This window comes from Pararhizobium sp. O133 (genome assembly GCF_051669845.1).
GTDB lineage: Bacteria > Pseudomonadota > Alphaproteobacteria > Rhizobiales > Rhizobiaceae > Pararhizobium.
In genome coordinates this window covers 3847229-3867147 of record NZ_CP196426.1, presented here as the reverse complement: position 1 = coordinate 3867147, position 19919 = coordinate 3847229, and the positions used below count along the sequence as shown (strand labels likewise).

Below are 19919 nucleotides of genomic sequence, written 5' to 3'. Positions count from 1 at the left end.
TCTTCCTCGAAGTTTATTTCAACCGGCCAGTTTGGCCGCGGTCGCGCAGGTAATGGTCGGCAATCGTGCAGGCAAGCATGGCCTCGCCGATCGGTACGGCTCGAATGCCGACGCAGGGGTCATGACGACCCTTGGTGCGGATATCGACATTATTGCCGTCCGAGTCGATCGACTGGCGTTCGGTGAGGATGGAGGAGGTGGGCTTGATGGCGAAACGCGCGATCACCGGCTGGCCAGTCGCAATACCGCCCAGGATGCCGCCCGCGTGGTTGGACAGGAAGATCGGGTTACCGTCATTGCCCATGCGCATCTCGTCGGCGTTTTCCTCGCCGGTGATTTCGGCGGCGCCAAAACCATTGCCGATCTCGACGCCCTTGACGGCGTTGATCGACATCAGGTTGGCGGCGATGTCCTGGTCGAGCTTGGCATAGATCGGCGCACCGATGCCGGCCGGAACGCCTTCGGCGATCACTTCGACGACGGCGCCGATCGAGGACCCAGTCTTGCGGATGCCGTCGAGATACTCTTCCCATACGGGCACCATCTTCGGATCGGGGCAGAAGAACGGGTTGTTGCCGATCTCGTTCCAATCCCAGTTGGCGCGGTCGATCTTGTGCTTGCCGATCTGGACGAGGGCGCCGCGAACGAGCAGACCCGGCACGACCTTGCGGGCGAGGCCTCCGGCCGCCACCCGCGCCGCCGTCTCGCGGGCCGAAGAGCGTCCGCCACCGCGATAGTCGCGAATGCCGTATTTCAGGTCGTAGGTATAGTCGGCATGGCCCGGCCGGTAGCTCTTGGCGATCTCGGAATAATCCTTCGAGCGCTGGTCGGTGTTCTCGATCATCATTGAGACCGGCGTGCCGGTGGTGATCATCGTTTCGCCGTCGGCATCCATCATTACGCCCGAGAGCACCTTGACGAGGTCGTCCTCGCGGCGCTGGGTGACGAAGCGCGACTGGCCGGGCTTGCGCTTGTCGAGCCAGGCCTGCAGCTCGGAAAGCGTGAAGCGGATGCCGGGAGGGCAGCCGTCGATGACGCAGCCGAGCGCGATCCCATGGCTTTCGCCCCAGGTTGTGACGCGGAAAAGATGACCGAAAGTGTTATGCGACATGATCTGCAACCGGATGTGTAAACGGCGCGCGCCTCAAGACGCCCGCCTGCGACATTCATTCGGCCGTGACTATTAGAGCGAAAATGCCGGAAAGGGAAAACCTTTCTGGCATGATCGGGCAATTGCTGCCGGGGAGGGGTCAGGAAGCGAGTTGCAGCGCCTCGTGTCCGGCAAAGGCAACGAATTTGTCAAAGCTCAGCGGCTTGGCGAAGGCGTAGCCTTGCAGCATGTCGCAGCCCAGCAGGCCGAGCATTTCCGCGTGGTCCATCGTCTCCACGCCCTCGGCCACGGTCTCGATGCCAAGCGAGCGGCCGATCTCGATGATCGAGCGCACCAGAGCCTGTTCGCTGCGGGACTTGAGGATTGGCGCGACCAACTGCCGGTCGATCTTCAGCCGCTTCGGCTTGATCTTCAGAAGGCTGACGATGGAGGTGTGGCCGGTGCCGAAGTCGTCGATCTCGATGTCGATGCCGAGCTTCTTGATGCCTTCGATATTGGCGGTGACGATGTCGTCGCTCTCGTCGAGGAAGATCGATTCCACCAGTTCGAAGGACAGCTGCCCCGGCGCGAAGCTGAGGCCCGACAGGGAGGCGAGCAGGTTCTCGTCGCTCAGCCGCTTGGCCGAGACGTTGACGGAGATCTTCGGCACGTCGATGCCGGCGGCTGCCCAGCGCATGGCGTCGATCAGCGAGCGATCGAGCACGATGCGGTCGAGGGTCGCGACGACATTCAGTTCTTCGGCGATATGCAGGAACTTGTCGGGGGTGAGCACGCCCTCGCGCGGATGGTTCCAGCGGATCAGCGCCTCGACGCCGGCCAGACGCAACGAGCCGGCTTCGAACTGCGGCTGGTACCAGGCGATAAATTCGTTCCGTTCGATGCCTTCGAGGATTTCATCGGCGATACGTTTCGTCGTGACGATTTCGGCCTGCAGAGCGTCGGTGAAGAATTCGTAGCGATTGCGGCCGTTTTCCTTCGCCCGGTAAAGCGCGATGTCGGCGTTGACCAGCAGCTGGCGCTCATCGATGGCGAGGTCGCTGGCAACGGCGATGCCGATCGAGACACCGAAGCGGCAGGGGAAGCCGTTGTAATCGACCGGCTGGCGCATCTGGACGATGATGCGTTCCGAAAGGGCGGTCAGGAACACCTTGCTTGGCGGGTCGGCAACCAGAACGACGAATTCATCGCCGCCGATGCGGGCGACCATGTCGCCGGCGCGGACGCTCGAGCGAAGAATTTCCGACGCATGCACGAGCATGGCGTCACCGGCGGCATGGCCGAGCGTGTCGTTGATCTGCTTGAAGCGGTCGAGGTCGATATGGAGAATGGCGATGTTCTGCAGGCCGTCCTTGCGGGCGTGGGCCAGTCTCTCGAGCTCCATGTCGAGCATGCGGCGGTTGCCGAGGCCCGTCAGCGGATCGTGCAGCGCATTGTGCTCGATCCGGTCCTTGGCTTCGGCAAGCTCGTCGTTCTTGGCTTCCGCCATGGCCTTGGCCGAACGCAGCTGCTCCGTCATCAACACGTCGTCGCTGATATCGAAGGCGATGCCGACCAGTTTCCTGTTACCATCCGGCAAAGTGTGAATCTTGCCGACCGAACGGACATGGCGGACCGCACCGTCGGGCAGGATCACGCGGCAGGATTGCACATAGGGCACGCCATATTCGATCGTGCGGTTGACGCCGGCGAGCGTTTCCTCGCGGTCGTCGGGATGCAGTGTGCCGATCCATTTTTCGTGCGTCGTCTCGCCGCCGTTATAGACCAGCCCGTGCAATTGGTGCATGCGCTCGTCCCAATAGGTGGTGCCGGAGGTAAGGTCGGCGTCCCACATGCCGCACTGGTAGGAAGCGAGCGCCAGGTCGAGGCGCCGGGTGATGGCTTCGAGCTGTTGTTCGCGTTCCGAAAGACCGGCAAGCGCGGTTTCAAGCTCCGTGTTCTTCTCTTCCGCCGTGGCCTTGGCGCTCCGCAACTGCTCGGTCATCATTACGTCGTCGGTGATGTCCCAGCTGATGCCGGTGATCTTTGCCTTGCCGTCGACGCCGACATGGGTGGAACCGATATTGCGGACATGGCGGACACTGTCGTCGGCCATGACGATGCGGTAATGTGAGCGGTATTCCAGATCCTCGTCGAGCGCCTTGAACAGGGTGAGCGAGGCTGCGGCGACATCGTCCGGATGCACGGTCCTGCGCCATTCGGCGTAGGTCGGATCACCCTTACCGGGCGGCAGGCCGTGCAGATGGTACATCCGCTCGTCCCAGCTGCGTTCCTGCGTGTCGAGATCGATTTCCCAGATGCCGATCTTGGAGGATTCAAGCGCAAGATTGAGGCGGTGCGACATGGTCAGCAGTTCGCGCTCCCGAGACCGCAGCTTGGCCATGTTGCGCTGGCGCTCGTTCACCAGCCCGCCGGTCAGGAATATCGGGATAATGACGACGGCGGCGGCAATGAGGATCGTCGCATCCAGCCACGTGCTGTTGGCCGGCTCCTGCGCCCAGCCGGCCGCCGGAATGGCCGCCAGTTCCCAGACGCCACCGGGCAGGCGCAACTGGCGGATGACCGGCGATCTCTCGAAGATCTCGGTGTCGCCGAAAAACGCGTCCTGAATGTTGTTCTGAACAGACACGTCGCGAATCGCCAGCTGTATGTCGACCCGGTGAGTGTCGTCCTTGGCTTGGTTTTCGTCTGTTTTGTCACCCAGAAGACGGACGTTGCCGTAGATGTCCTTCTCGTCGACGATGGCTTCGACGAAGCCCCAGAACGTAATCTTCTCGCCAGCCTTGGTGAAGACAGGGGAGAAGAGGTTGAAGCCGGTGCGGCCGCTTGGCAGACGCACGGGGCCGGCAATAACCGGCCTTGCCTTCGACTGGGCGCGATCGACAGCGATACGGGAGGAGCGGAATTTCTTGAAGTCGGTGCCGATCATCCGCTCGTTTCCGGCAAGCGGAAAGGTCATACTGATGACGGCATCGGGCGCCGCGCTGACGCGCACCATCTGGGGATTCTGGATGAGCAGCTTCGTGGCAAGCTGGTCGAACAACGCCGGTGGCATGTCGGGCGCGACGGAAAGATTGTTGGCAAAGCCGCGAAGCGCGGTGATGTTGTTGTTGATCTCGCTCTGCAGGCGCGTCGAGACGAGGTTCAGCTCGCTCTGGACGTTGCTCTTCAACTCGTTGCGGAAGTTTGCGCGGTTCTGTTCCTTGAAGAGATATCCGCCGGTGAAGACGACCGCGGCCGCGATGAACGCAGGAACGAGCGACGGTTTTGCAAGCCTCGCGAGCGTCCGGACGCGATGGCGGATCGTAGCGCTTCTAGTCACTCTCATGCACCCCATATTCCCCGGAGCCAAAGCTACCGGGGGAGTCTTAAGATTGGCTTTAGAGACTGTTCCCGTTACGGAATCCGTGCTTCAACTGTGGAATGGCGTACGTCGATCAAGATTTGGTTAACCATAAGTTTCCAAATCGGGTAAACTTTTAAAAGTCACGGCAATGGGCGATTTTTGCCACAATCAGGGGTCAAACAATGGGCACAAGAAAATTGACTGAATCACTGAAGAGGGCGAAACCGATGCGTTTCATCGTTGCTGCGTTGATGGCTACTGCCGGATTTCTTTCGCCACTCGCCGCTTTTGCCGAGAGCGCCGACGTCGAGGCGGTGATCACCGGCGTCGATACCGATAAGCTCAGCCTGTCGCTCGATGACGGCAAGAGCTATCAGGCGCCCGAGGAGTTCAATTTCGATGGACTGACCGCAGGCGTGAAGGTTCTGGTGTTCTACACCGAGGTTGACGGCAAGCGCGTCATCAACGACCTGGAAATCGTTCAGTAATTCTCTTGCAATCGCGGCGTGGCAGGGGTCTGCCTTCGCCGCCATTCGCGCTCTGGCATTGGCTGATCCGGGCGTCTACAGCCAGCCGATCGCGCCATTCTCAATCTTCAAAATCCTGTCCTGTGGAATGGCGCCGAGCGCCGCTTCCTCCGCATCCATCGCACCGCACAGCTTGAACAGCGTACGGATGACGCCGCCATGACTGACGCAAACGGTCGGGCCGGTCACGCTCGACAGCCACGCGCCGACGCGCCAGGAGAGGATTTCATAGCTCTCGGCATCGGCGCCCGGCGGGATGAAATCCCATTTCGAAAGCTCGCGCTCCGCCACCCTTTCAGGCATTTCCCGCTCGAGTTCGGCCATCGTATAGCCTTCCCAATCCCCGAACGAGACTTCCTTCAGCCGGTCATCCATACGGTAGCCGGAAGGCATCAGTCCCATGGCCTCGCGGATGAGTTCCATGGTTTCACGGGTTCTGTGGAGGGGGCTGGAGACGAAATCGAACCGCGTGTTGGCATCGGGACCGAGCAGTGCCGTCAGAGCGTGGCCGTTGCCGCTGGCTTGACGACGCCCGGTATCGTTGAGCGGAATATCCTTCTGGCCCTGCATGCGGATCTGCGCATTCCAGTCGGTCTGGCCGTGGCGGATCATGTAGATGGTCACGGAGAAACTCCGGGGCAGGGGTCATGACGACCCGGCGCAAGGGAGCCGGGGCACCCGCTGACAGAGAGCCCCGGAATACGGTCGTGAAGCGTCAGTCCTTGACGACGGCGATATCCGGCGCGTCGACGGCCTTCATGCCGACGACATGATAGCCGCTGTCGGCGTGATGGACTTCGCCGGTTACAGAGCGCGACAGGTCCGACAGCATGTAGAGGCCGACATCGCCGACTTCTTCGATAGTGACGGTGCGGCGCAGCGGCGCGTTGTACTCGTTCCACTTCAGGATATAGCGGAAATCGCCTATGCCGGACGCTGCAAGCGTCTTGATCGGGCCGGCCGAAATCGCGTTGACGCGGATGTTCTTCGGCCCGAGATCGACGGCGAGATACTTGACGCTGGCTTCCAGCGCAGCCTTGGCAACGCCCATGACGTTGTAGTTCGGCATCACCTTTTCAGCGCCGTAATAGGTCATGGTGAGCATCGAGCCACCATCGGTCATCAGCTTTTCGGCGCGACGCGCGACGGCCGTGAAGGAATAGACCGAGATGTTCATGGTAAGCGCGAAGTTGGCCGCAGACGTATCGACGTAACGGCCGGTCAGCTCGTCCTTGTCGGAGAAGCCGATGGCATGCACGATGAAATCGATCTTGCCCCAGAGCTTTTCGAGGTTTTCGAAGACGGCGTCGATGGTCGATTCATCGCTGACGTCGCAATGGCCGGCCATGACCGCACCGAGTTCCTGCGCCAGCGGCTCCACGCGCTTCTTCAAGGCATCGCCCTGGTATGTGAAGGCGAGTTCGCCGCCCTGTGCGTGAATTGCCTTGGCAATACCCCAGGCGATCGAACGGTTGTTCGCGACGCCCATGATAAGGCCGCGTTTCCCTGTCATCAGACCGGATGTTTGCGACATATGATGCCCCTAATGCTGCCCATGCGTCCGTCAGGCATTGGCTGACCGGAAATCCGCATGTGTTGAAACCGCCGGAACCTTCGCGCCCGCCTGGTCGCGTCGGTTCTGAATTTTTGAGCACTGGCTATGACATAGCCGCCCCGGTGGTTCAAGCACGGGTGACATCAGGAACTGTTAGTTCCCGTAACAAAGGGTCAGCGTCCACCGTCACTGTTGCAAAAGTTTAAAGAAACAAGCCGTTGCGCAGGCTGCGCATGAGGTCGGTGACCTTTTCATCCGGTTTCTCCCACAGCATCAGCCGCAGTTCGACCAGAAGATCGCCACGTTTGCCGTCGGCTGTCGGCAATCCGTGGCCCGCAAGCCGGATCACATGATCGGAGCCAGACCACGGGGGAACCGTTACCGCGACCGTGCCGGTCAAGGTTTTGACTTTCGCTTCGCAGCCCAGGACGGCGTCCTGGATATTGACGGCAAGCGTTGTGCGCAAATCCGTGCCATCGGTGCGGAAGTCGCCATCCTGCTGGACGCGCACGGCAACGACGACATCGCCGCGCAGCATGCCGTTCAACCGATAGCCCATTTCCTTCAGGCGGATGACGCTGCCATCGGTGGTGCCGGCGGGGAGCGTGACCTTTAGTGTCCGGCCGTCGGGCAGGGTGGCCGTCGCCTTTTCGCGGCGGAAGATGTCTTCGACGGACACGATCACATCGCAGAAAATGTCAGGCACCTTGTCCTGCGCCGGCTTGCTGCCGGCCGAACCGCGAATGCGCTGGACGATCGACGAGATCAGTTCGGCGGCGGGAGCTGTCGCGCGCGGGAATCCCCCGAAGACCGGGGATTTTTCCGCCGTGTCCGCCCTGGCTTCCGGCTCGGGAGCCGGTTCGGCCTTCGGCTCGGTTTTTGGTGCCGGCCTCGGTTCAGCTTTCGCCTGCTGCGGCTGCGGTTTGCGGGCTTCCTGAGGCTTTGACGTCGGGGCATCCGAACCGAAAATGCGAGAAATCATCTCCTCGGCCGTTTCGGGATCGATGGTCGGCTCTTCGGTGCCCTGCAACTTGCGCTTCATTTCCTCCATGCGGCGCAGTTCGGCCTCGCGGCGCGCCTGGTCGTAGCGGTTGCGCTGCTTCGGGTCCTTCAGCAGTTCGTAAGCACGGCCGGCCTCCGCGAAGCGTTGGGTGGCGAGCGGATCGTCGCGGTTCTGGTCCGGATGCACCGCCTTGGCGACATTGCGCCAAGCGGACTTGATCTCGTCCTGTCCGGCATTGCGTCTGACGCCGAGCACTGAATAGGGATCACGCATGCATGCCACCGCCTTGAGGGACCGTGCACCGCGTCCGGCGGTTGGTTCGGCCCTGTTGAAACTGTTGGAAGACGCGCTGGCGACAGCCGTTTCCGATAGGGCGATGATGAGAAGCGGAGGCTTAAATAACGGTTAGTCGAAGGGCTCCAACCCATGCCGAAACGGCCCGATCAGGGGCACTCCAAGGTTGTTTGTGAAAGCGTGGTTAATGGCAGGTAGCGAAACGGCCGAACGCGTCGATCAGCTACGCGGGCCGAAACTGGTCAGATACCATTGGCCATTGCCAAGCAGACAGGTATTGCCGTCGAACTTGGCGATGCCTTGGTAGGAATGTCGGGTCGTCGTAAAGCGGCGGCAGGTCGTGCCGTTGACCTGTTGCTCGGCGATGCTGCTGATGACGCCGGCGCTGCCGGATGTTGAATTGGCCCACGGGATCGGGGTCGTGCCGATCTTTGAGACATCGGCGGAGGAGACCGCGTTGCGCACGGTAATCGCGTCGGAATTGTTTTCCTCGGTGGTGACCGATGGGACGGAACTCGTGGATACGCTGCGATCGATATCCTGCCCGCCGGCCAGATCGAGTCCGGCGCTCATGCAGCCCGACAGCAGGCCGGCGGAAAGACATAAGGCCACAAGGCCCGTCAGCCGGGATAAGGCCTTTGTGTCATCGATCCACTTTGCTATGTCTTGCAACGGCATACCTGTCAGACTCGATAGAGCAGTTCGTGGTCACCGGACCATCGGCAGGCTCTGACACTTATTCTTGAGCGGCGGACCTTCGGGCTCTATCCGCGCCACACATCACGGCATTGGAAGGCAATATGACCGAATCTGGGTTAACAACTGGTGACTTCACGGACGAGAACGAACCCTTTTCCCTTTTTGGCGCGTGGCTGAAGGAAGCCCATGGTAGCGAGATCAATGATCCCAATGCCTTGGCGCTCGCCACGGTGGATGCCGATGGATTGCCGGATGTCCGCATGGTCCTGCTCAAGGAGTTCGATCCGCGCGGCTTCGTGTTTTATACCAATTTCGAGAGCCAGAAGGGGCAAGAGATCCTGGGTACCATGAAGGCCGCCATGTGCTTCCACTGGAAGACGCTGCGCCGGCAGGTGCGGGTGCGCGGTCCGGTTGAAATCGTCTCCGATGCGGAGGCGGATGAATATTACAAGACCCGCGCCCGCGGCAGCCGCATCGGCGCCTGGGCGTCAAAGCAGTCGCGTCCGCTCGAAAGCCGCTTCGCGCTGGAAAAGGCGGTCGCCGAATACACGCTGAAATATCCGCTCGGTGATATCCCTCGCCCGGCGCACTGGTCGGGCTTCCGCATCAAGCCGACATCGATCGAGTTCTGGAAGGATGGCGCCTTCCGCCTGCATGATCGTATCGAGTTTCGCCGCGACACGCCGGATGGCGACTGGAACAAGGTGCGGATGTATCCCTGAAACCGGCGCTTGTTAAGGCGCCCTGTCAGCCGCGCCCCATCAGTTTGAAAGGGATACCGGACGCCAGCGCGCTGACATAGCCGGCCTTCTGGAAATAACCGTTGAGCGAGATGCGGGGCAGGGCGGTCAGGTTGTTCATGGCCGAAAGCGTGCCGGGCTGCGTCGTCACCGCCGTGGTGAAGCCGAGTTCCTTAGCCAGCTTGTGGTCGCGGGCGGAGACCGCGGCCGTGTCGCCATAGGGATAGGCCAGCGATTTCGGGCGCTGTCCGGTGATCTTCTCGATCCTTGTGGCGGAACGGTCCATTTCCTGGCGCGCCACCTCGTCGGTGAGGCGCGCCAACGCCCGGTGCGTGATCGTATGGGCGCCCAGGCTGGCGAAGGGGTTGCGGATCAGTTCGCGCAGACCCTCCTCATCGAGCGTCAGCCGTGAGGTCTGCTTCAGCGCGTCGATATCATAGAGCCCGGCCATGGCTTTCAGCCGCTCGACGGCGGTCGTCTCGTCGATCCGGTGAATAAAAGCGGCGATGCGGTCGAAGGCTGCCTGCTTCTGCTGCAGGGTTTCGACCTGCAGCAGCTCGACATCGTCCTCAAACTGGAAGCGCAGACTTTTTTCTTGCCCCAGCAGATCCGCCAGTGTTTCCCACCAGAGGATGTCCTTGCGATCGACAAAACCGCCGGCGACGAAGACCGTGAACGGCACTTCGTGACGGGCAAAGACCGGGGCCGCATGTTCCAGATTGTTGCGATAGCCGTCATCGAGCGTGAAGACGGCGACCGGTTGGCGGTCTCCGGAGGCGAGATGCGCGGGGAGATCATCGAGTGCAATGAACCGGTAGCCATCCCGCCTCAGACGGGTGATGGCGACGTCGAGGAATTCAGGCGTGATTTCCAGATGCGCATTCGGATCGAAGGCACGGGCCTTTTTCGGGCGGACGTGATGAAGCGTGAAAATCGCGCCGCGTCCGCGCGCCTGACGCATGATACCGCCGGCCCTCAAGACTCGGGCAGCTTGGAGCCCGCCGGTAATGGCGGCGCGTTTGACGATCTTTCGCAGCATGGTTTTCACGGCGGCTGTCCAAATCCGGCCCGATGAGGCGCTTGTGTGAATGACGGTGCGCGACTGTAGCGGCGGCGGCGTTAACGCCGGCTGAATCCGGGAGTTGCATGTTCCATCGTTCCAAACGAAAAGGCGGGCCGCATTCGCGACCCGCCTTTTGACTCGTTTTGTCCCGTGCGTTTACCGAACGACGGTGACGCCGTCGATATCATCGCGCTGCCTGCCGCCGATGGCCGCGCCGACGCCGGCGACGAAAGCGCCGATCAGCAGCGACAGGGCGCCGAGAAGGGCGATGGTGGCGCTGGTCTTGCGGGCAGTGTCGGCGGCTTCCTGTGCCGCGACCTTGGCGTCCTCGATGCTCTTCAGCACGCTATCGACGCGAGCCTTGGCATCGGCTTCCGAAAGGCCGGTTCTCGCTGCAACCATCTGATCGACATAGGTGCGGTCCTCGGCCGACATTTCGCCGGACGCAGCGCTCCGCGTGAGGATGCGAGACAATTGCGCCGGCGCATCATCTGCCGTTGCAGCCGCACCCGTGGGAGCTGCTCCGGGATTGGCCGGGCGCAGCAGGCTGTCAACGAAATAGGACGTCGCGGCATCGGTATCGACCTCGTCGGCATTCGCGCCCGCTGCCGCCGCGCCGGCAGTCGCCGCGCCGGAAGCCACCGTTGCGGTTGCCTGAACGCCGGCCCCGATCGTCGATGAAACGGCGGAACCGAGGGCGCCGGCGACGATGAGCGTCGCAAGTGCCCATGCCAGGACGCCATGCGCCGTATCACGGAAGAACACTTCGTCGGTATGAACGCCGGTCCATTTGGTCCGCAATCGGCCAGTGATATAGCCGCCGAGACCGGACGAGACCCACTGGACGATCACCAGCCAGATTGCCGTCGACACGGCGAAGGTGGTCAGCGATACGCCTTCGGAAGACCAGGGCGACACCATTGTCATGCCCAAACCGGAGCCGAGCAGGGTGAGAAGCAGAGTGACGGCTGCGGCGGCGACCGCGCCGGCAATGATGGCGCCCCAGCTGACCGCCGAGTGCGAGGATTCGGTCGTCGTGCCCGCTGGCACCGTTGAAACCGGTATCGTCATCGCATCACCTATCGGAAAAAGAGGGCGAGAAGGATGATGATCGGAATCGGAACCCCCAGCAACCAAAGCAAAATACCGCGTCCCATGATGTGTCTCCCTTGCTGTGAACCGACCGCATTTTCAAACAGTTATGCGGCTTCGAGCTCATAACGACGGCAAGGGGATTTGGTTCCACGCCGGTTGTCTCTTTGGTTGTCGGCACCTCGGTTGTGATTTATATAAAAACTTGTATAATCAAGGCATGATGGACGAGAAGCCTGTCGAGTTTTGTGGTGGCGCGCTGGATGACCTGCGCGCGTTTCCCGTCGCCGCAAGGCGTGAAGCTGGTTATCAGATTGAGCAGGTGCAACGCGGTCGGGACCCTGACGATTGGAAACCCATGACGGCAATCGGCGTCGGCGTGCGCGAAATCCGGGTGCGGGACGCGAGCGGTGTCTTCAGAGTCATTTACATCGCCAAACTGGCCGATACTGTCTACGTTTTACATTGTTTTCAGAAGAAGGCCGAGAAAACCGGCAAGAAGGATCTGGATCTGGCGGCCAAACGTTACAGGGATCTCGTCAAGGAGATACGGCTTTGAACAATAAACGATTCACGAGCGTCTGGGACGCAATCGAAAACACACCTGCCGAGGCGGCAAGCATGAAGCTGCGGTCGTCGCTGATGGCGGCCTTGCGGGACAAGATTTCCGCGGAGACGACCAGTCAATCGCAGGCGGCGGAATTGCTGGGCGTAACGCAGCCACGCATCTCGGATCTGATGCGTGGCAAGATCGACCTCTTCGGCCTCGACACGCTGGTTGACATGGCCGTTGCCGCCGGCCTTAACGTGGAACTGACTGTTTCCGAGGCTGCCTGAGCTTTACGCCCGCGTGCCGCCGACCGTCATGTCGTTCATGCGCAGGTGCGGCTGGCCGACGCCGACGGGGACCCATTGGCCGGCCTTCCCGCAATTTCCCATGCCGCTGTCGAGTTTCATGTCATTGCCGATCATGGTGATGCGCTGCATCGCGTCCGGGCCGTTGCCGATCAGCATGGCGCCCTTGACCGGCGCGCCGATCTTGCCGTTGTCGATCAGATAGGCTTCCGTGCAGCCGAAGACGAACTTGCCCGACGTGATATCCACCTGGCCGCCGCCGAAGGAGACGGCATAGATGCCCTTCTTGACCGAGGAGATGATCTCGTCCGGCGTCTTGTCGCCGCCGAGCATGTAAGTGTTGGTCATGCGCGGCATCGGCACATGGGCATAGCCTTCGCGGCGGCCGTTGCCCGTCGGTTTCATGCCCATCAGCCGGGCATTCTGGCGGTCCTGCATATAGCCGACCAGCTTGCCGTCCTCGATCAGCACGTTATAGGCCGAAGGCGTGCCCTCGTCGTCGATGGTCAGCGAGCCGCGGCGGTTTTCGATCGTGCCATCATCGACGACGGTGACGCCCTTGGCGGCGACCGTCTGGCCGAGCAGCCCCGCAAAGGCCGAGGTCTTCTTGCGGTTGAAATCACCTTCCAGGCCATGGCCGACGGCTTCGTGCAGCATCACGCCCGGCCAGCCCGAGGAAAGCACAACGTCCATCGTGCCCGCCGGCGCATCGATCGCCTCGAGATTGACCAGCGCCTGGCGCAGCGCATCGTCGGCGCCGCGCTGCCAGCTGTCGGTGGCGACGAAATCGCCGAAGCCGCGCCGGCCGCCGACACCATAGGAGCCGGACTCCTGCCGGTCACCCTCACCGACGACGACGGAAATGTTGAGACGGGTCATCGGCCGGATGTCCTGCATGCGCTGCCCGTCGGCGCGCAGGATATCGACCACCTGCCAGCTGGCGGCGATGGAGGCCGAGACCTGCCGAACCTTCGGGTCCTTGGCGCGCAGATAGGCGTCGATCTCCTGCAGCAGGGCGACCTTGGCCTCGAAGCTCGGTTCGCCGATCGGGTTCTCGTCGCCGTAGAGGCGTCTGTTGGTGCGCTGCGGAGCTGCGGCATAGCTGCCGGCATAGCCGCGCGTCACCGCACCCACGGCGTCGGCCGCGCGCTTCAGCGCCGATAGCGAAAGATCGCCCGCATGCGCATACCCGACCGCTTCACCGGCAACGGCGCGCAGGCCAAAACCCTGGTCGGTATTGAAGCTGCCGCCCTTCAGACGGCCATTGTCGAAGGACAGTGATTCCGACTGGCTGTGCTCGATGAAAAGCTCGCCGTCATCGGCACCCGACAGCGTCTGCGCCAGAACCTCGCGCACGGCGGCCTCGTCGCTGTCGAACAGTTTGATGAGATCGGTGTTCATGGGCAAGGCTCCGGAATGGATGAATTCTCGTTCCATGTAGAGACCCCGCGTCGCCACGGCAAGTTTCGAGTTCGCAGTAGACCTCATCCTTGACAAGAGGAAGGGCGGAATTATGTTACATGTAACGAAAGGGCGGATGACGATGGCAAAGGCGGTGAATGAGCGAGTTCAGCAGCGAAGAGATGTCATGCGGGCCGCCGGTCTCCGCCCGTTACAGATTTGGGTGCCGGATGCCAGGAAGGCCGGCTTCGCTGACGAATGCCGGCGTCAGTCCGTGTTGATTGCGCTCGCTGAGGCGTCGGATGAGGATATGGCAGGATTCATGGATGCTGCCCTTGTCGATCTCCATGGGATCGATGAATGAGGCGCGGGGATCTCGTGACGGTTGCTTTTCCCGGGGATTTCGGCAAGCCGCGACCCGCATTGATCATTCAATCCGACCTGTTTGATCAAGCCCCGACGGTGACGCTGCTGCTTGTTTCCGGGGATTTGCGGGATGCGCCGCTTTTACGCCTGTCCGTCGAGCCCGATGAAACAAATGGATTACGCAAGGCATCACAAGTCATGATCGACAAGACCATGACCATCCGCCGGGATAAGATCGGTCCGGCTTTTGGCCGGCTGGATGCGGAAGTGATGATTTCCGTCAATCGATTGCTGGCTGTCTTCCTGGGGTTCGCGTAGTGCCACCTCAAGGCAGCGCGTCATAGCCTTCGCCAAAACCCTTCAGGTCGACCGGGATGCCGATGCCTTCCTCGGGCGACTGGAAGACGATGAAGGTTGCCTGTGCTCCGGACCGGAAGGTTTTCAGGAGTTCCTCTTCCAGCACCACTTCGGCATAGCAGCCATCGGAGAAGCAGCGGACGAAATAGGCGCGGCCGATATCCTTGCCGTCGACGTTCAGTCCAAGGCCATTGGGTAGGAGAACGCCGAGAGGGGCGAGCACGCGCAGGATCTTGGCCTTGCGGTCCGCGGTCTTCAGGACGACGACGGAGAGGCCGACTTCCGGACGGTCCTCGGCGATAACGTTCTGCATCAGCGCGCATTGCTCGGCGGAAGCGCCGGCCGGCTGGTCGCAGACGATCGACCATGCGCCATGATTGGATTTCACCGTGCCCGGCGTGCCTGGCTGCTGCGTTCCGGGCTGCTGTTGCTGGGCCGCCGCCGTAAAGGAAAGGAGTGTGGCGGCAAGTCCGAACGCCGCGATCGGCAGCCGGGAAAGGAGGGGCAGGCCCATGTAAACCTCAAACTTAAGAATCAGTAGCGGCTATTCTTGAAGTGCGTGCACGCAAATGAAAAGCCCCGGCGGCTACATTCCAGCCCGGTGTGGCGGAAATGGGGCTCCTGGCGGCCAGTTTGACGCGCAACTTGCTGCCAATACTCCGCAATCGGGCCGAACTGCATGGTGCCGCCTGTCCTTAATATGGTATAGGGTCGCTCACGGATGAAAAATGGGGCCTTGCCGCCATCGTGCGGTGTCTCGAGGCATGCGCCCGCTAAGAGCCTGTGCGAAAAGCAGGGTTTGCGCAAAAATGACGCAGGGGCTTGACGGGACAGATGTTGCGGCGCTGATCAAACTGTGGTTTGAAGCGCTTCAGTATGACGAGGATTCTGCGTTTCGCTTTGATCCTGATCAAGCGCCCAGGGAGACACTATTGTGAAAAACAAGGCTTATGCAGCTCTGGCATCCACTGCCTGTCTGCTTTTTGCTTCCAACGCCTTTGCTGACAAGCCGGTCGCGTGGCAGACCAACTTTCAGACGGCGGCAACCGGAATCATGGAAGAAATTACATGGTTTGAGCATTACACGCTTTGGTTCATCGTGCCGATCACGCTGTTCGTTCTGGCGCTGCTGATCTGGATCGTTTACCGGTTCCGCGAAAGCAAGAACCCGGTGGCTTCCAAGACCAGCCACAACACGGCGATCGAAATCGTCTGGACGCTCGGTCCCGTCGTTGTTCTCCTCTTCCTGGCGATCCCGTCCTTCCAGCTTCTGACCGCGCAGCTGACGCCGCCGCAGAACCCGGACCTGACGCTCAAGGCAACGGGCAACCAGTGGTACTGGTCCTATGAATATGAAGTCGGCGAAAGCCCGCTCTCCTTCGACAGCCTTCTTCTCAAGGATGAAGACCGCGACGCCGCCGGCAAGGCCGACAGGGAAGCCTATCCGCGTCTTCTCGCGGTCGACAACGAGGTCGTCGTTCCCGTCGGCAAGACTGTTCGTCTTCTCGTTACGGCAGCCGACGTCATCCACGCCTTTGCCATGCCGGCTTTCGGCGTGAAGATCGACGCCGTTCCGGGTCGTCTCAACGAGACTTGGTTCAAGGCTGACCGCGAAGGTCTCTACTATGGCCAGTGTTCCGAGCTCTGCGGCAAGGACCATGCCTATATGCCGATCGCCATCCGCGTTGTCAGTGAAGACAAGTATGCGACCTGGCTTGCTGCCGCCGCCACCAATCTTGGTGACGCGAACAAGGCCCTCATGGCTGCAACCGACGGCGCGGCTAAGACCGTCGACGTCGCTGCAAATGCCGCACAGTAATTCGCCCTAAAGAATTCGAAGGGGAGCTCAACCCAATGGCCGGAACATCCGCTCATCACGATCACCTTCATGACCATGCCCATGACCATGGGCACGACCATGATCACGACCACGCCCACAAGCCGCTGACCTTCTTTCAGCGCTGGTTCCTCTCGACCAACCACAAGGACATCGGTACGCTCTACCTGATCTTCGCGATCTTCGCGGGTATCATCGGCGGTACGCTGTCGGTCGTCATGCGCGCCGAACTGCAGGAGCCGGGCATCCAGATTTTCCATGGCCTTGCTGCCATGGTCTACGGCTTCGAAGGCGACGCCGCCATCGACGGCGGCAAGCACATGTTCAACGTGTTCACCACCGCGCACGCGCTCATCATGATCTTCTTCATGGTCATGCCGGCGCTGATCGGCGGCTTTGCCAACTGGATGGTGCCGATCATGATCGGTGCGCCGGACATGGCGTTCCCGCGCATGAACAATATCTCCTTCTGGCTGATCGTCCCGGCCTTCCTGCTGGTGCTGCTCTCGATGTTCGTCGAAGGTCCGGCCGGCGGTTACGGCTCGGGAGGTGGATGGACGATTTATCCGCCATTCTCGACATCCGGACAGCCGGGCCCTGCAATGGACATGGTCATTCTCGGCCTGCACATTGCCGGCGCCTCGTCGATCCTCGGCGCGATCAACTTCATCACCACCATTCTCAACATGCGCGCTCCCGGCATGACCATGCACAAGATGCCGCTGTTTGCCTGGTCGGTGCTGATCACCGCCTTCCTTCTGCTGCTCTCGCTGCCGGTTCTGGCTGGCGGCATCACCATGCTGCTGACCGATCGCAACTTCGGCACGGCCTTCTTCGCGCCTGAAGGCGGCGGCGACCCGATCCTGTTCCAGCACCTGTTCTGGTTCTTCGGTCATCCGGAAGTGTACATCCTGATCCTGCCCGGCTTCGGCATCGTCAGCCACATCGTCTCGACCTTCTCGAAGAAACCGATCTTTGGTTATCTCGGCATGGCCTATGCCATGGTCGCCATCGGCGCCGTCGGCTTCATCGTCTGGGCGCACCACATGTACACGGTCGGCATGTCGCTCGACACGCAGCGCTACTTCGTCTTCGCGACGATGGTTATCGCGGTCCCGACCGGCGTGAAGATCTTCTCGTGGATCGCGACGATGTGGGGCGGTTCGATCCGCTTCACCACCCCGATGATCTGGGCGATCGGCTTCATCTTCCTGTTCACCGTCGGCGGCGTCACCGGCGTCCAGCTCGCCAATGCCGGTCTCGACCGTTCGCTGCACGACACCTATTACGTGGTTGCCCACTTCCACTACGTGCTGTCGCTCGGCGCCGTCTTCGCCATCTTCGCGGCCTGGTACTACTGGTTCCCGAAGATGACCGGCTACATGTACTCCGAGTTCATCGGCAAGCTGCACTTCTGGGTCATGTTCATCGGCGTCAACCTGGTGTTCTTCCCGCAGCACTTCCTCGGTCTCGCCGGCATGCCGCGCCGCTACATCGACTATCCGGATGCCTATGCCGGCTGGAACCTGGTATCGTCCTACGGTTCCTACATTTCGGCCGTCGGCGTGCTGATTTTCCTTTTCGGTGTCTTCGAAGCCTTCGCCAAGAAGCGCGTCGCTGGCGACAATCCGTGGGGCGAGGGTGCGAACACGCTGGAATGGCAGTTGCCTTCGCCGCCGCCGTTCCACCAGTGGGAACAACTGCCGCGCATCAAGTAAGATGCCGATGGTTCAGGCCGTCGACCAAGGCGGCCTGATGTAACCTTGCGGGGCGTGGGCAAAATGCCGCGCCGTCATCCTCGGGCTTGTCCCGAGGATCTGCGGTATAACCGCAAACGCAGAGGTGAAGCAGATCCTCGGGACAAGCCCGAGGATGACGAAAGTGGCAAGCACGCGGGCAACCGGAGTGCCTCGAAACGGTACGGAAACAATATGACGGTCATCGACAATCACGAAGCAATCGGCCAGGAAGGCGCGATCCGCCTTTCGGAGGCGTCTGCGCGCGATTTCTTTGAACTCCTCAAGCCGCGCGTCATGTCGCTCGTCGTCTTCACGGCGCTGGCCGGCATGGTCATGGCGCCGGGACACATCAATCCATTCCTCGGCTTCATCGCGATCCTCTGTATCGCCGTGGGCGCCGGAGCCTCCGGTGCCCTCAACATGTGGTACGATGCCGATATCGACGCGGTGATGACGCGTACGGCGACCCGTCCCATCCCCGCGGGCAAGATCCTGCCGCGGGAAGCGCTGGCCTTCGGTCTCGTGCTCTCGGCCTTCTCGGTCTGTATTCTCGGACTGGTGATCAACTGGCTGTCGGCCGGGCTGCTCGCCTTCACCATCTTCTTCTATGCCGTCATCTATACGATGTGGCTGAAGCGCTCGACGCCGCAGAACATCGTCATCGGCGGCGCCGCCGGCGCTTTCCCGCCAATGATCGGCTGGGCTTGCGTCACCAATGGCGTTGCCATCGAGAGCATCGTCCTCTTCCTGATCACCTTCCTCTGGACGCCGGCCCATTTCTGGGCGCTGGCGTTGTTCAAGATGCGTGACTATGGTGCCGTCGGCGTGCCCATGCTGCCGAATGTCAGCGGCGAGGCGGTCACCAAGACGCAAATAGTCATCTACGCCTGTCTTACCGCGATCATCGGCGTCGTGCCGATGATCCTGGGTTTCTCCAGCATGGTCTACGGTGCGTTCGCCGCAGCCCTCGGTCTCGGCTTCATCTGGTATTCGATCGGTGTCTATCGCATGCCGGAAGGCGACGAGCGCATGTTGCCAGCCAAGAAACTGTTTGCCTTCTCGATCCTGTATCTCTTCGCGATCTTCTCCGCGCTGATGATCGATCATCTTGTCACCACGCTGTGGCTGACTGCTGGAAAGGTTGCCTGATGGAACTCCTGACGCTCACTCCCGCTCAGAAGAAGTCGCGCCGCGGTCGCAACATTGCGCTCGGCGTCGTCCTCTTCGGCCTCGTTGCCATCTTCTACGTCGTGACGCTGATCAAGTTCGGCAGCGGCATGGTTCAGTAAGGCGGAGAGGGCAATGACCGCAGGCAAGCCAGCATCGAGAAAGGAACGAGCGAACGGTGTCATCGTCGCATCCTGTCTCGCCTTTGTCGTCGGCATGACCGGCATGGCCTATGCCGCCGTGCCGCTCTATGACATGTTTTGCAAGGTGACGGGCTATAACGGTACGACCAAGCGCGTCGAGCAGGCGTCAGACGTCATTCTCGACAAGACCATCAAGGTGACCTTCGACGCCAATATCGCCTCCGACCTGCCTTGGGATTTCAAGCCCGTGCAGCGCGAGATCGAGGTCAAGATCGGCGAGACGGTGCAGGTCGACTTCACGGCGAAGAACCTGTCCAGGAAGCCGACGACAGGACAGGCGGTGTTCAACGTCACGCCGATGGCGGGCGCTGCCTATTTCAACAAGGTCCAGTGTTTCTGCTTCACCGAGACGACGCTTCAACCCGGAGAACAGATGGAGATGCCGGTTGTGTTCTTTGTCGATCCCGAGATCGTCAAGTCGGTCGAGACCAAGGACATTCGGACGCTGACGCTTTCCTATACCTTCTACGCCCGCGAACCTTCGAAGCCGGTAGCGGCCTTGACGGGAAAGCCGGTCGAAACTGACAACAGACTTTGACAGATCACCGTTTTCGGCTAAGCCGGGAG

At 61.1% G+C, this 19919-nt stretch carries 21 protein-coding genes; 11 read left to right on the top strand and 10 right to left on the bottom strand.

The genetic code is table 11. The features are described from left to right. Nucleotides 1–13: 13 nt before the first annotated feature. Both aroC and ACST81_RS18725 read right to left on the bottom strand, forming a co-directional pair. A complete protein-coding gene (gene aroC, locus ACST81_RS18730; protein WP_438749774.1) occupies nucleotides 14–1111 on the bottom strand; it encodes a chorismate synthase in 1098 nt (365 codons plus the stop codon). Nucleotides 1112–1250: 139 nt separating this feature from the next. Beyond that, nucleotides 1251–4436: an EAL domain-containing protein gene (locus ACST81_RS18725; RefSeq protein WP_438749772.1), complete on the bottom strand. Its 3186-nt coding sequence runs from the start codon at nucleotides 4434–4436 to the stop codon at nucleotides 1251–1253. A gap of 245 nt (nucleotides 4437–4681) precedes the next feature. Between ACST81_RS18725 and ACST81_RS18720 the strand changes: the two genes are divergently transcribed. After that, complete coding sequence (locus tag ACST81_RS18720) at nucleotides 4682–4942, top strand: DUF1344 domain-containing protein (protein WP_438749770.1); 261 nt, start codon at nucleotides 4682–4684, stop codon at nucleotides 4940–4942. 75 nt (nucleotides 4943–5017) lie between these two features. Here the strand turns inward: ACST81_RS18720 and ACST81_RS18715 are convergent, their stop codons facing one another. The 4 genes from ACST81_RS18715 to ACST81_RS18700 form a co-directional block, all read right to left on the bottom strand. After that, complete coding sequence (locus tag ACST81_RS18715; RefSeq protein WP_438749768.1) at nucleotides 5018–5605, bottom strand: histidine phosphatase family protein; 588 nt, start codon at nucleotides 5603–5605, stop codon at nucleotides 5018–5020. 91 nt (nucleotides 5606–5696) lie between these two features. Continuing rightward, a complete protein-coding gene (fabI, locus tag ACST81_RS18710; RefSeq protein ID WP_438749766.1) occupies nucleotides 5697–6515 on the bottom strand; it encodes an enoyl-ACP reductase FabI in 819 nt (272 codons plus the stop codon). A gap of 223 nt (nucleotides 6516–6738) precedes the next feature. Then, nucleotides 6739–7812 (bottom strand): DnaJ C-terminal domain-containing protein, encoded by a 1074-nt coding sequence (locus ACST81_RS18705; RefSeq protein ID WP_438749765.1) that lies wholly within the window; start codon nucleotides 7810–7812, stop codon nucleotides 6739–6741. A gap of 240 nt (nucleotides 7813–8052) precedes the next feature. Then, complete coding sequence (locus ACST81_RS18700) at nucleotides 8053–8505, bottom strand: RT0821/Lpp0805 family surface protein (RefSeq protein WP_438749763.1); 453 nt, start codon at nucleotides 8503–8505, stop codon at nucleotides 8053–8055. Between the two features lie 128 nt (nucleotides 8506–8633). On the opposite strand from ACST81_RS18700, the gene pdxH reads away from it, so the two are divergent. Then, complete coding sequence (gene pdxH, locus ACST81_RS18695) at nucleotides 8634–9254, top strand: pyridoxamine 5'-phosphate oxidase (protein ID WP_438749761.1); 621 nt, start codon at nucleotides 8634–8636, stop codon at nucleotides 9252–9254. A gap of 25 nt (nucleotides 9255–9279) precedes the next feature. Here pdxH and ACST81_RS18690 read toward each other — a convergent pair whose 3' ends face one another. After that, on the bottom strand, nucleotides 9280–10311 hold the full coding sequence (locus ACST81_RS18690; protein WP_438753669.1) for a polysaccharide deacetylase family protein: 1032 nt from the start codon (nucleotides 10309–10311) through the stop codon (nucleotides 9280–9282). A 180-nt stretch (nucleotides 10312–10491) separates the two neighbouring features. Continuing rightward, on the bottom strand, nucleotides 10492–11406 hold the full coding sequence (locus ACST81_RS18685) for a hypothetical protein (RefSeq protein WP_438749760.1): 915 nt from the start codon (nucleotides 11404–11406) through the stop codon (nucleotides 10492–10494). Between the two features lie 241 nt (nucleotides 11407–11647). On the opposite strand from ACST81_RS18685, the gene ACST81_RS18680 reads away from it, so the two are divergent. Together ACST81_RS18680 and ACST81_RS18675 are read left to right on the top strand one after the other, a co-directional pair. Then, the gene (locus tag ACST81_RS18680; protein ID WP_438749758.1) at nucleotides 11648–11986 is read left to right on the top strand and encodes a type II toxin-antitoxin system RelE/ParE family toxin; all 339 of its coding nucleotides are present in this window, start codon (nucleotides 11648–11650) and stop codon (nucleotides 11984–11986) included. Then, complete coding sequence (locus ACST81_RS18675; protein WP_438749756.1) at nucleotides 11983–12264, top strand: helix-turn-helix domain-containing protein; 282 nt, start codon at nucleotides 11983–11985, stop codon at nucleotides 12262–12264. The genes ACST81_RS18680 and ACST81_RS18675 overlap by 4 nt, the downstream gene beginning before the upstream one ends. 3 nt (nucleotides 12265–12267) lie before the next feature. On the opposite strand, the gene tldD is transcribed toward ACST81_RS18675, so the two are convergent. Then, entirely contained in the window at nucleotides 12268–13683 is a 1416-nt protein-coding gene (gene tldD, locus ACST81_RS18670) for a metalloprotease TldD (RefSeq protein WP_438749754.1), read from the bottom strand. A 142-nt stretch (nucleotides 13684–13825) separates the two neighbouring features. Between tldD and ACST81_RS18665 the strand changes: the two genes are divergently transcribed. Both ACST81_RS18665 and ACST81_RS18660 read left to right on the top strand, forming a co-directional pair. Then, the gene (locus tag ACST81_RS18665; protein ID WP_438753668.1) at nucleotides 13826–14047 is read left to right on the top strand and encodes an antitoxin MazE family protein; all 222 of its coding nucleotides are present in this window, start codon (nucleotides 13826–13828) and stop codon (nucleotides 14045–14047) included. Further along, nucleotides 14044–14367, top strand: coding sequence for a type II toxin-antitoxin system PemK/MazF family toxin (locus ACST81_RS18660; protein ID WP_438749753.1), 324 nt, complete (start codon nucleotides 14044–14046; stop codon nucleotides 14365–14367). Before ACST81_RS18665 ends, ACST81_RS18660 begins: the two co-directional genes overlap by 4 nt. 7 nt (nucleotides 14368–14374) lie before the next feature. Here the strand turns inward: ACST81_RS18660 and ACST81_RS18655 are convergent, their stop codons facing one another. After that, a complete protein-coding gene (locus ACST81_RS18655) occupies nucleotides 14375–14920 on the bottom strand; it encodes an invasion associated locus B family protein (protein WP_438749751.1) in 546 nt (181 codons plus the stop codon). 420 nt (nucleotides 14921–15340) lie between these two features. On the opposite strand from ACST81_RS18655, the gene coxB reads away from it, so the two are divergent. The 5 genes from coxB (at nucleotide 15341) to ACST81_RS18630 (ending at nucleotide 19890) form a co-directional block, all read left to right on the top strand. Beyond that, nucleotides 15341–16225 carry a cytochrome c oxidase subunit II gene (gene coxB, locus ACST81_RS18650; protein WP_438749749.1) on the top strand — a complete coding sequence of 295 codons (885 nt, stop codon included), beginning with the start codon at nucleotides 15341–15343 and terminating at the stop codon, nucleotides 16223–16225. 35 nt (nucleotides 16226–16260) lie between these two features. After that, the gene (ctaD, locus tag ACST81_RS18645) at nucleotides 16261–17961 is read left to right on the top strand and encodes a cytochrome c oxidase subunit I (protein WP_438749747.1); all 1701 of its coding nucleotides are present in this window, start codon (nucleotides 16261–16263) and stop codon (nucleotides 17959–17961) included. A 213-nt stretch (nucleotides 17962–18174) separates the two neighbouring features. Then, the gene (locus tag ACST81_RS18640) at nucleotides 18175–19131 is read left to right on the top strand and encodes a heme o synthase (RefSeq protein WP_438749745.1); all 957 of its coding nucleotides are present in this window, start codon (nucleotides 18175–18177) and stop codon (nucleotides 19129–19131) included. Beyond that, nucleotides 19131–19271 (top strand): hypothetical protein, encoded by a 141-nt coding sequence (locus ACST81_RS18635; protein ID WP_438749743.1) that lies wholly within the window; start codon nucleotides 19131–19133, stop codon nucleotides 19269–19271. The genes ACST81_RS18640 and ACST81_RS18635 overlap by 1 nt, the downstream gene beginning before the upstream one ends. Nucleotides 19272–19284: 13 nt before the next feature. After that, a complete protein-coding gene (locus tag ACST81_RS18630) occupies nucleotides 19285–19890 on the top strand; it encodes a cytochrome c oxidase assembly protein (protein WP_438749741.1) in 606 nt (201 codons plus the stop codon). The last annotated feature ends 29 nt before the right edge of the window (nucleotides 19891–19919 follow it).

Excerpts from the sequence above, each read along its gene's own strand:
- ACST81_RS18725 (WP_438749772.1), bottom strand. The coding sequence starts at position 4,436 with ATGAGAGTGACTAGAAGCGCTACGATCCGCCATCGCGTCCGGACGCTC.
- ACST81_RS18690 (WP_438753669.1), bottom strand. The coding sequence starts at position 10,311 with ATGCTGCGAAAGATCGTCAAACGCGCCGCCATTACCGGCGGGCTCCAA.
- ACST81_RS18660 (WP_438749753.1), top strand. The coding sequence starts at position 14,044 with ATGAGGCGCGGGGATCTCGTGACGGTTGCTTTTCCCGGGGATTTCGGC.
- ACST81_RS18680 (WP_438749758.1), top strand. The coding sequence starts at position 11,648 with ATGATGGACGAGAAGCCTGTCGAGTTTTGTGGTGGCGCGCTGGATGAC.
- ACST81_RS18630 (WP_438749741.1), top strand. The coding sequence starts at position 19,285 with ATGACCGCAGGCAAGCCAGCATCGAGAAAGGAACGAGCGAACGGTGTC.
- ACST81_RS18685 (WP_438749760.1), bottom strand. The coding sequence starts at position 11,406 with ATGACGATACCGGTTTCAACGGTGCCAGCGGGCACGACGACCGAATCC.
- ACST81_RS18655 (WP_438749751.1), bottom strand. The coding sequence starts at position 14,920 with ATGGGCCTGCCCCTCCTTTCCCGGCTGCCGATCGCGGCGTTCGGACTT.
- fabI (WP_438749766.1), bottom strand. The coding sequence starts at position 6,515 with ATGTCGCAAACATCCGGTCTGATGACAGGGAAACGCGGCCTTATCATG.
- ACST81_RS18640 (WP_438749745.1), top strand. The coding sequence starts at position 18,175 with ATGACGGTCATCGACAATCACGAAGCAATCGGCCAGGAAGGCGCGATC.
- ACST81_RS18635 (WP_438749743.1), top strand. The coding sequence starts at position 19,131 with ATGGAACTCCTGACGCTCACTCCCGCTCAGAAGAAGTCGCGCCGCGGT.
- pdxH (WP_438749761.1), top strand. The coding sequence starts at position 8,634 with ATGACCGAATCTGGGTTAACAACTGGTGACTTCACGGACGAGAACGAA.
- tldD (WP_438749754.1), bottom strand. The coding sequence starts at position 13,683 with ATGAACACCGATCTCATCAAACTGTTCGACAGCGACGAGGCCGCCGTG.
- ACST81_RS18705 (WP_438749765.1), bottom strand. The coding sequence starts at position 7,812 with ATGCGTGATCCCTATTCAGTGCTCGGCGTCAGACGCAATGCCGGACAG.
- ctaD (WP_438749747.1), top strand. The coding sequence starts at position 16,261 with ATGGCCGGAACATCCGCTCATCACGATCACCTTCATGACCATGCCCAT.
- aroC (WP_438749774.1), bottom strand. The coding sequence starts at position 1,111 with ATGTCGCATAACACTTTCGGTCATCTTTTCCGCGTCACAACCTGGGGC.
- ACST81_RS18720 (WP_438749770.1), top strand. The coding sequence starts at position 4,682 with ATGCGTTTCATCGTTGCTGCGTTGATGGCTACTGCCGGATTTCTTTCG.
- ACST81_RS18665 (WP_438753668.1), top strand. The coding sequence starts at position 13,826 with ATGGCAAAGGCGGTGAATGAGCGAGTTCAGCAGCGAAGAGATGTCATG.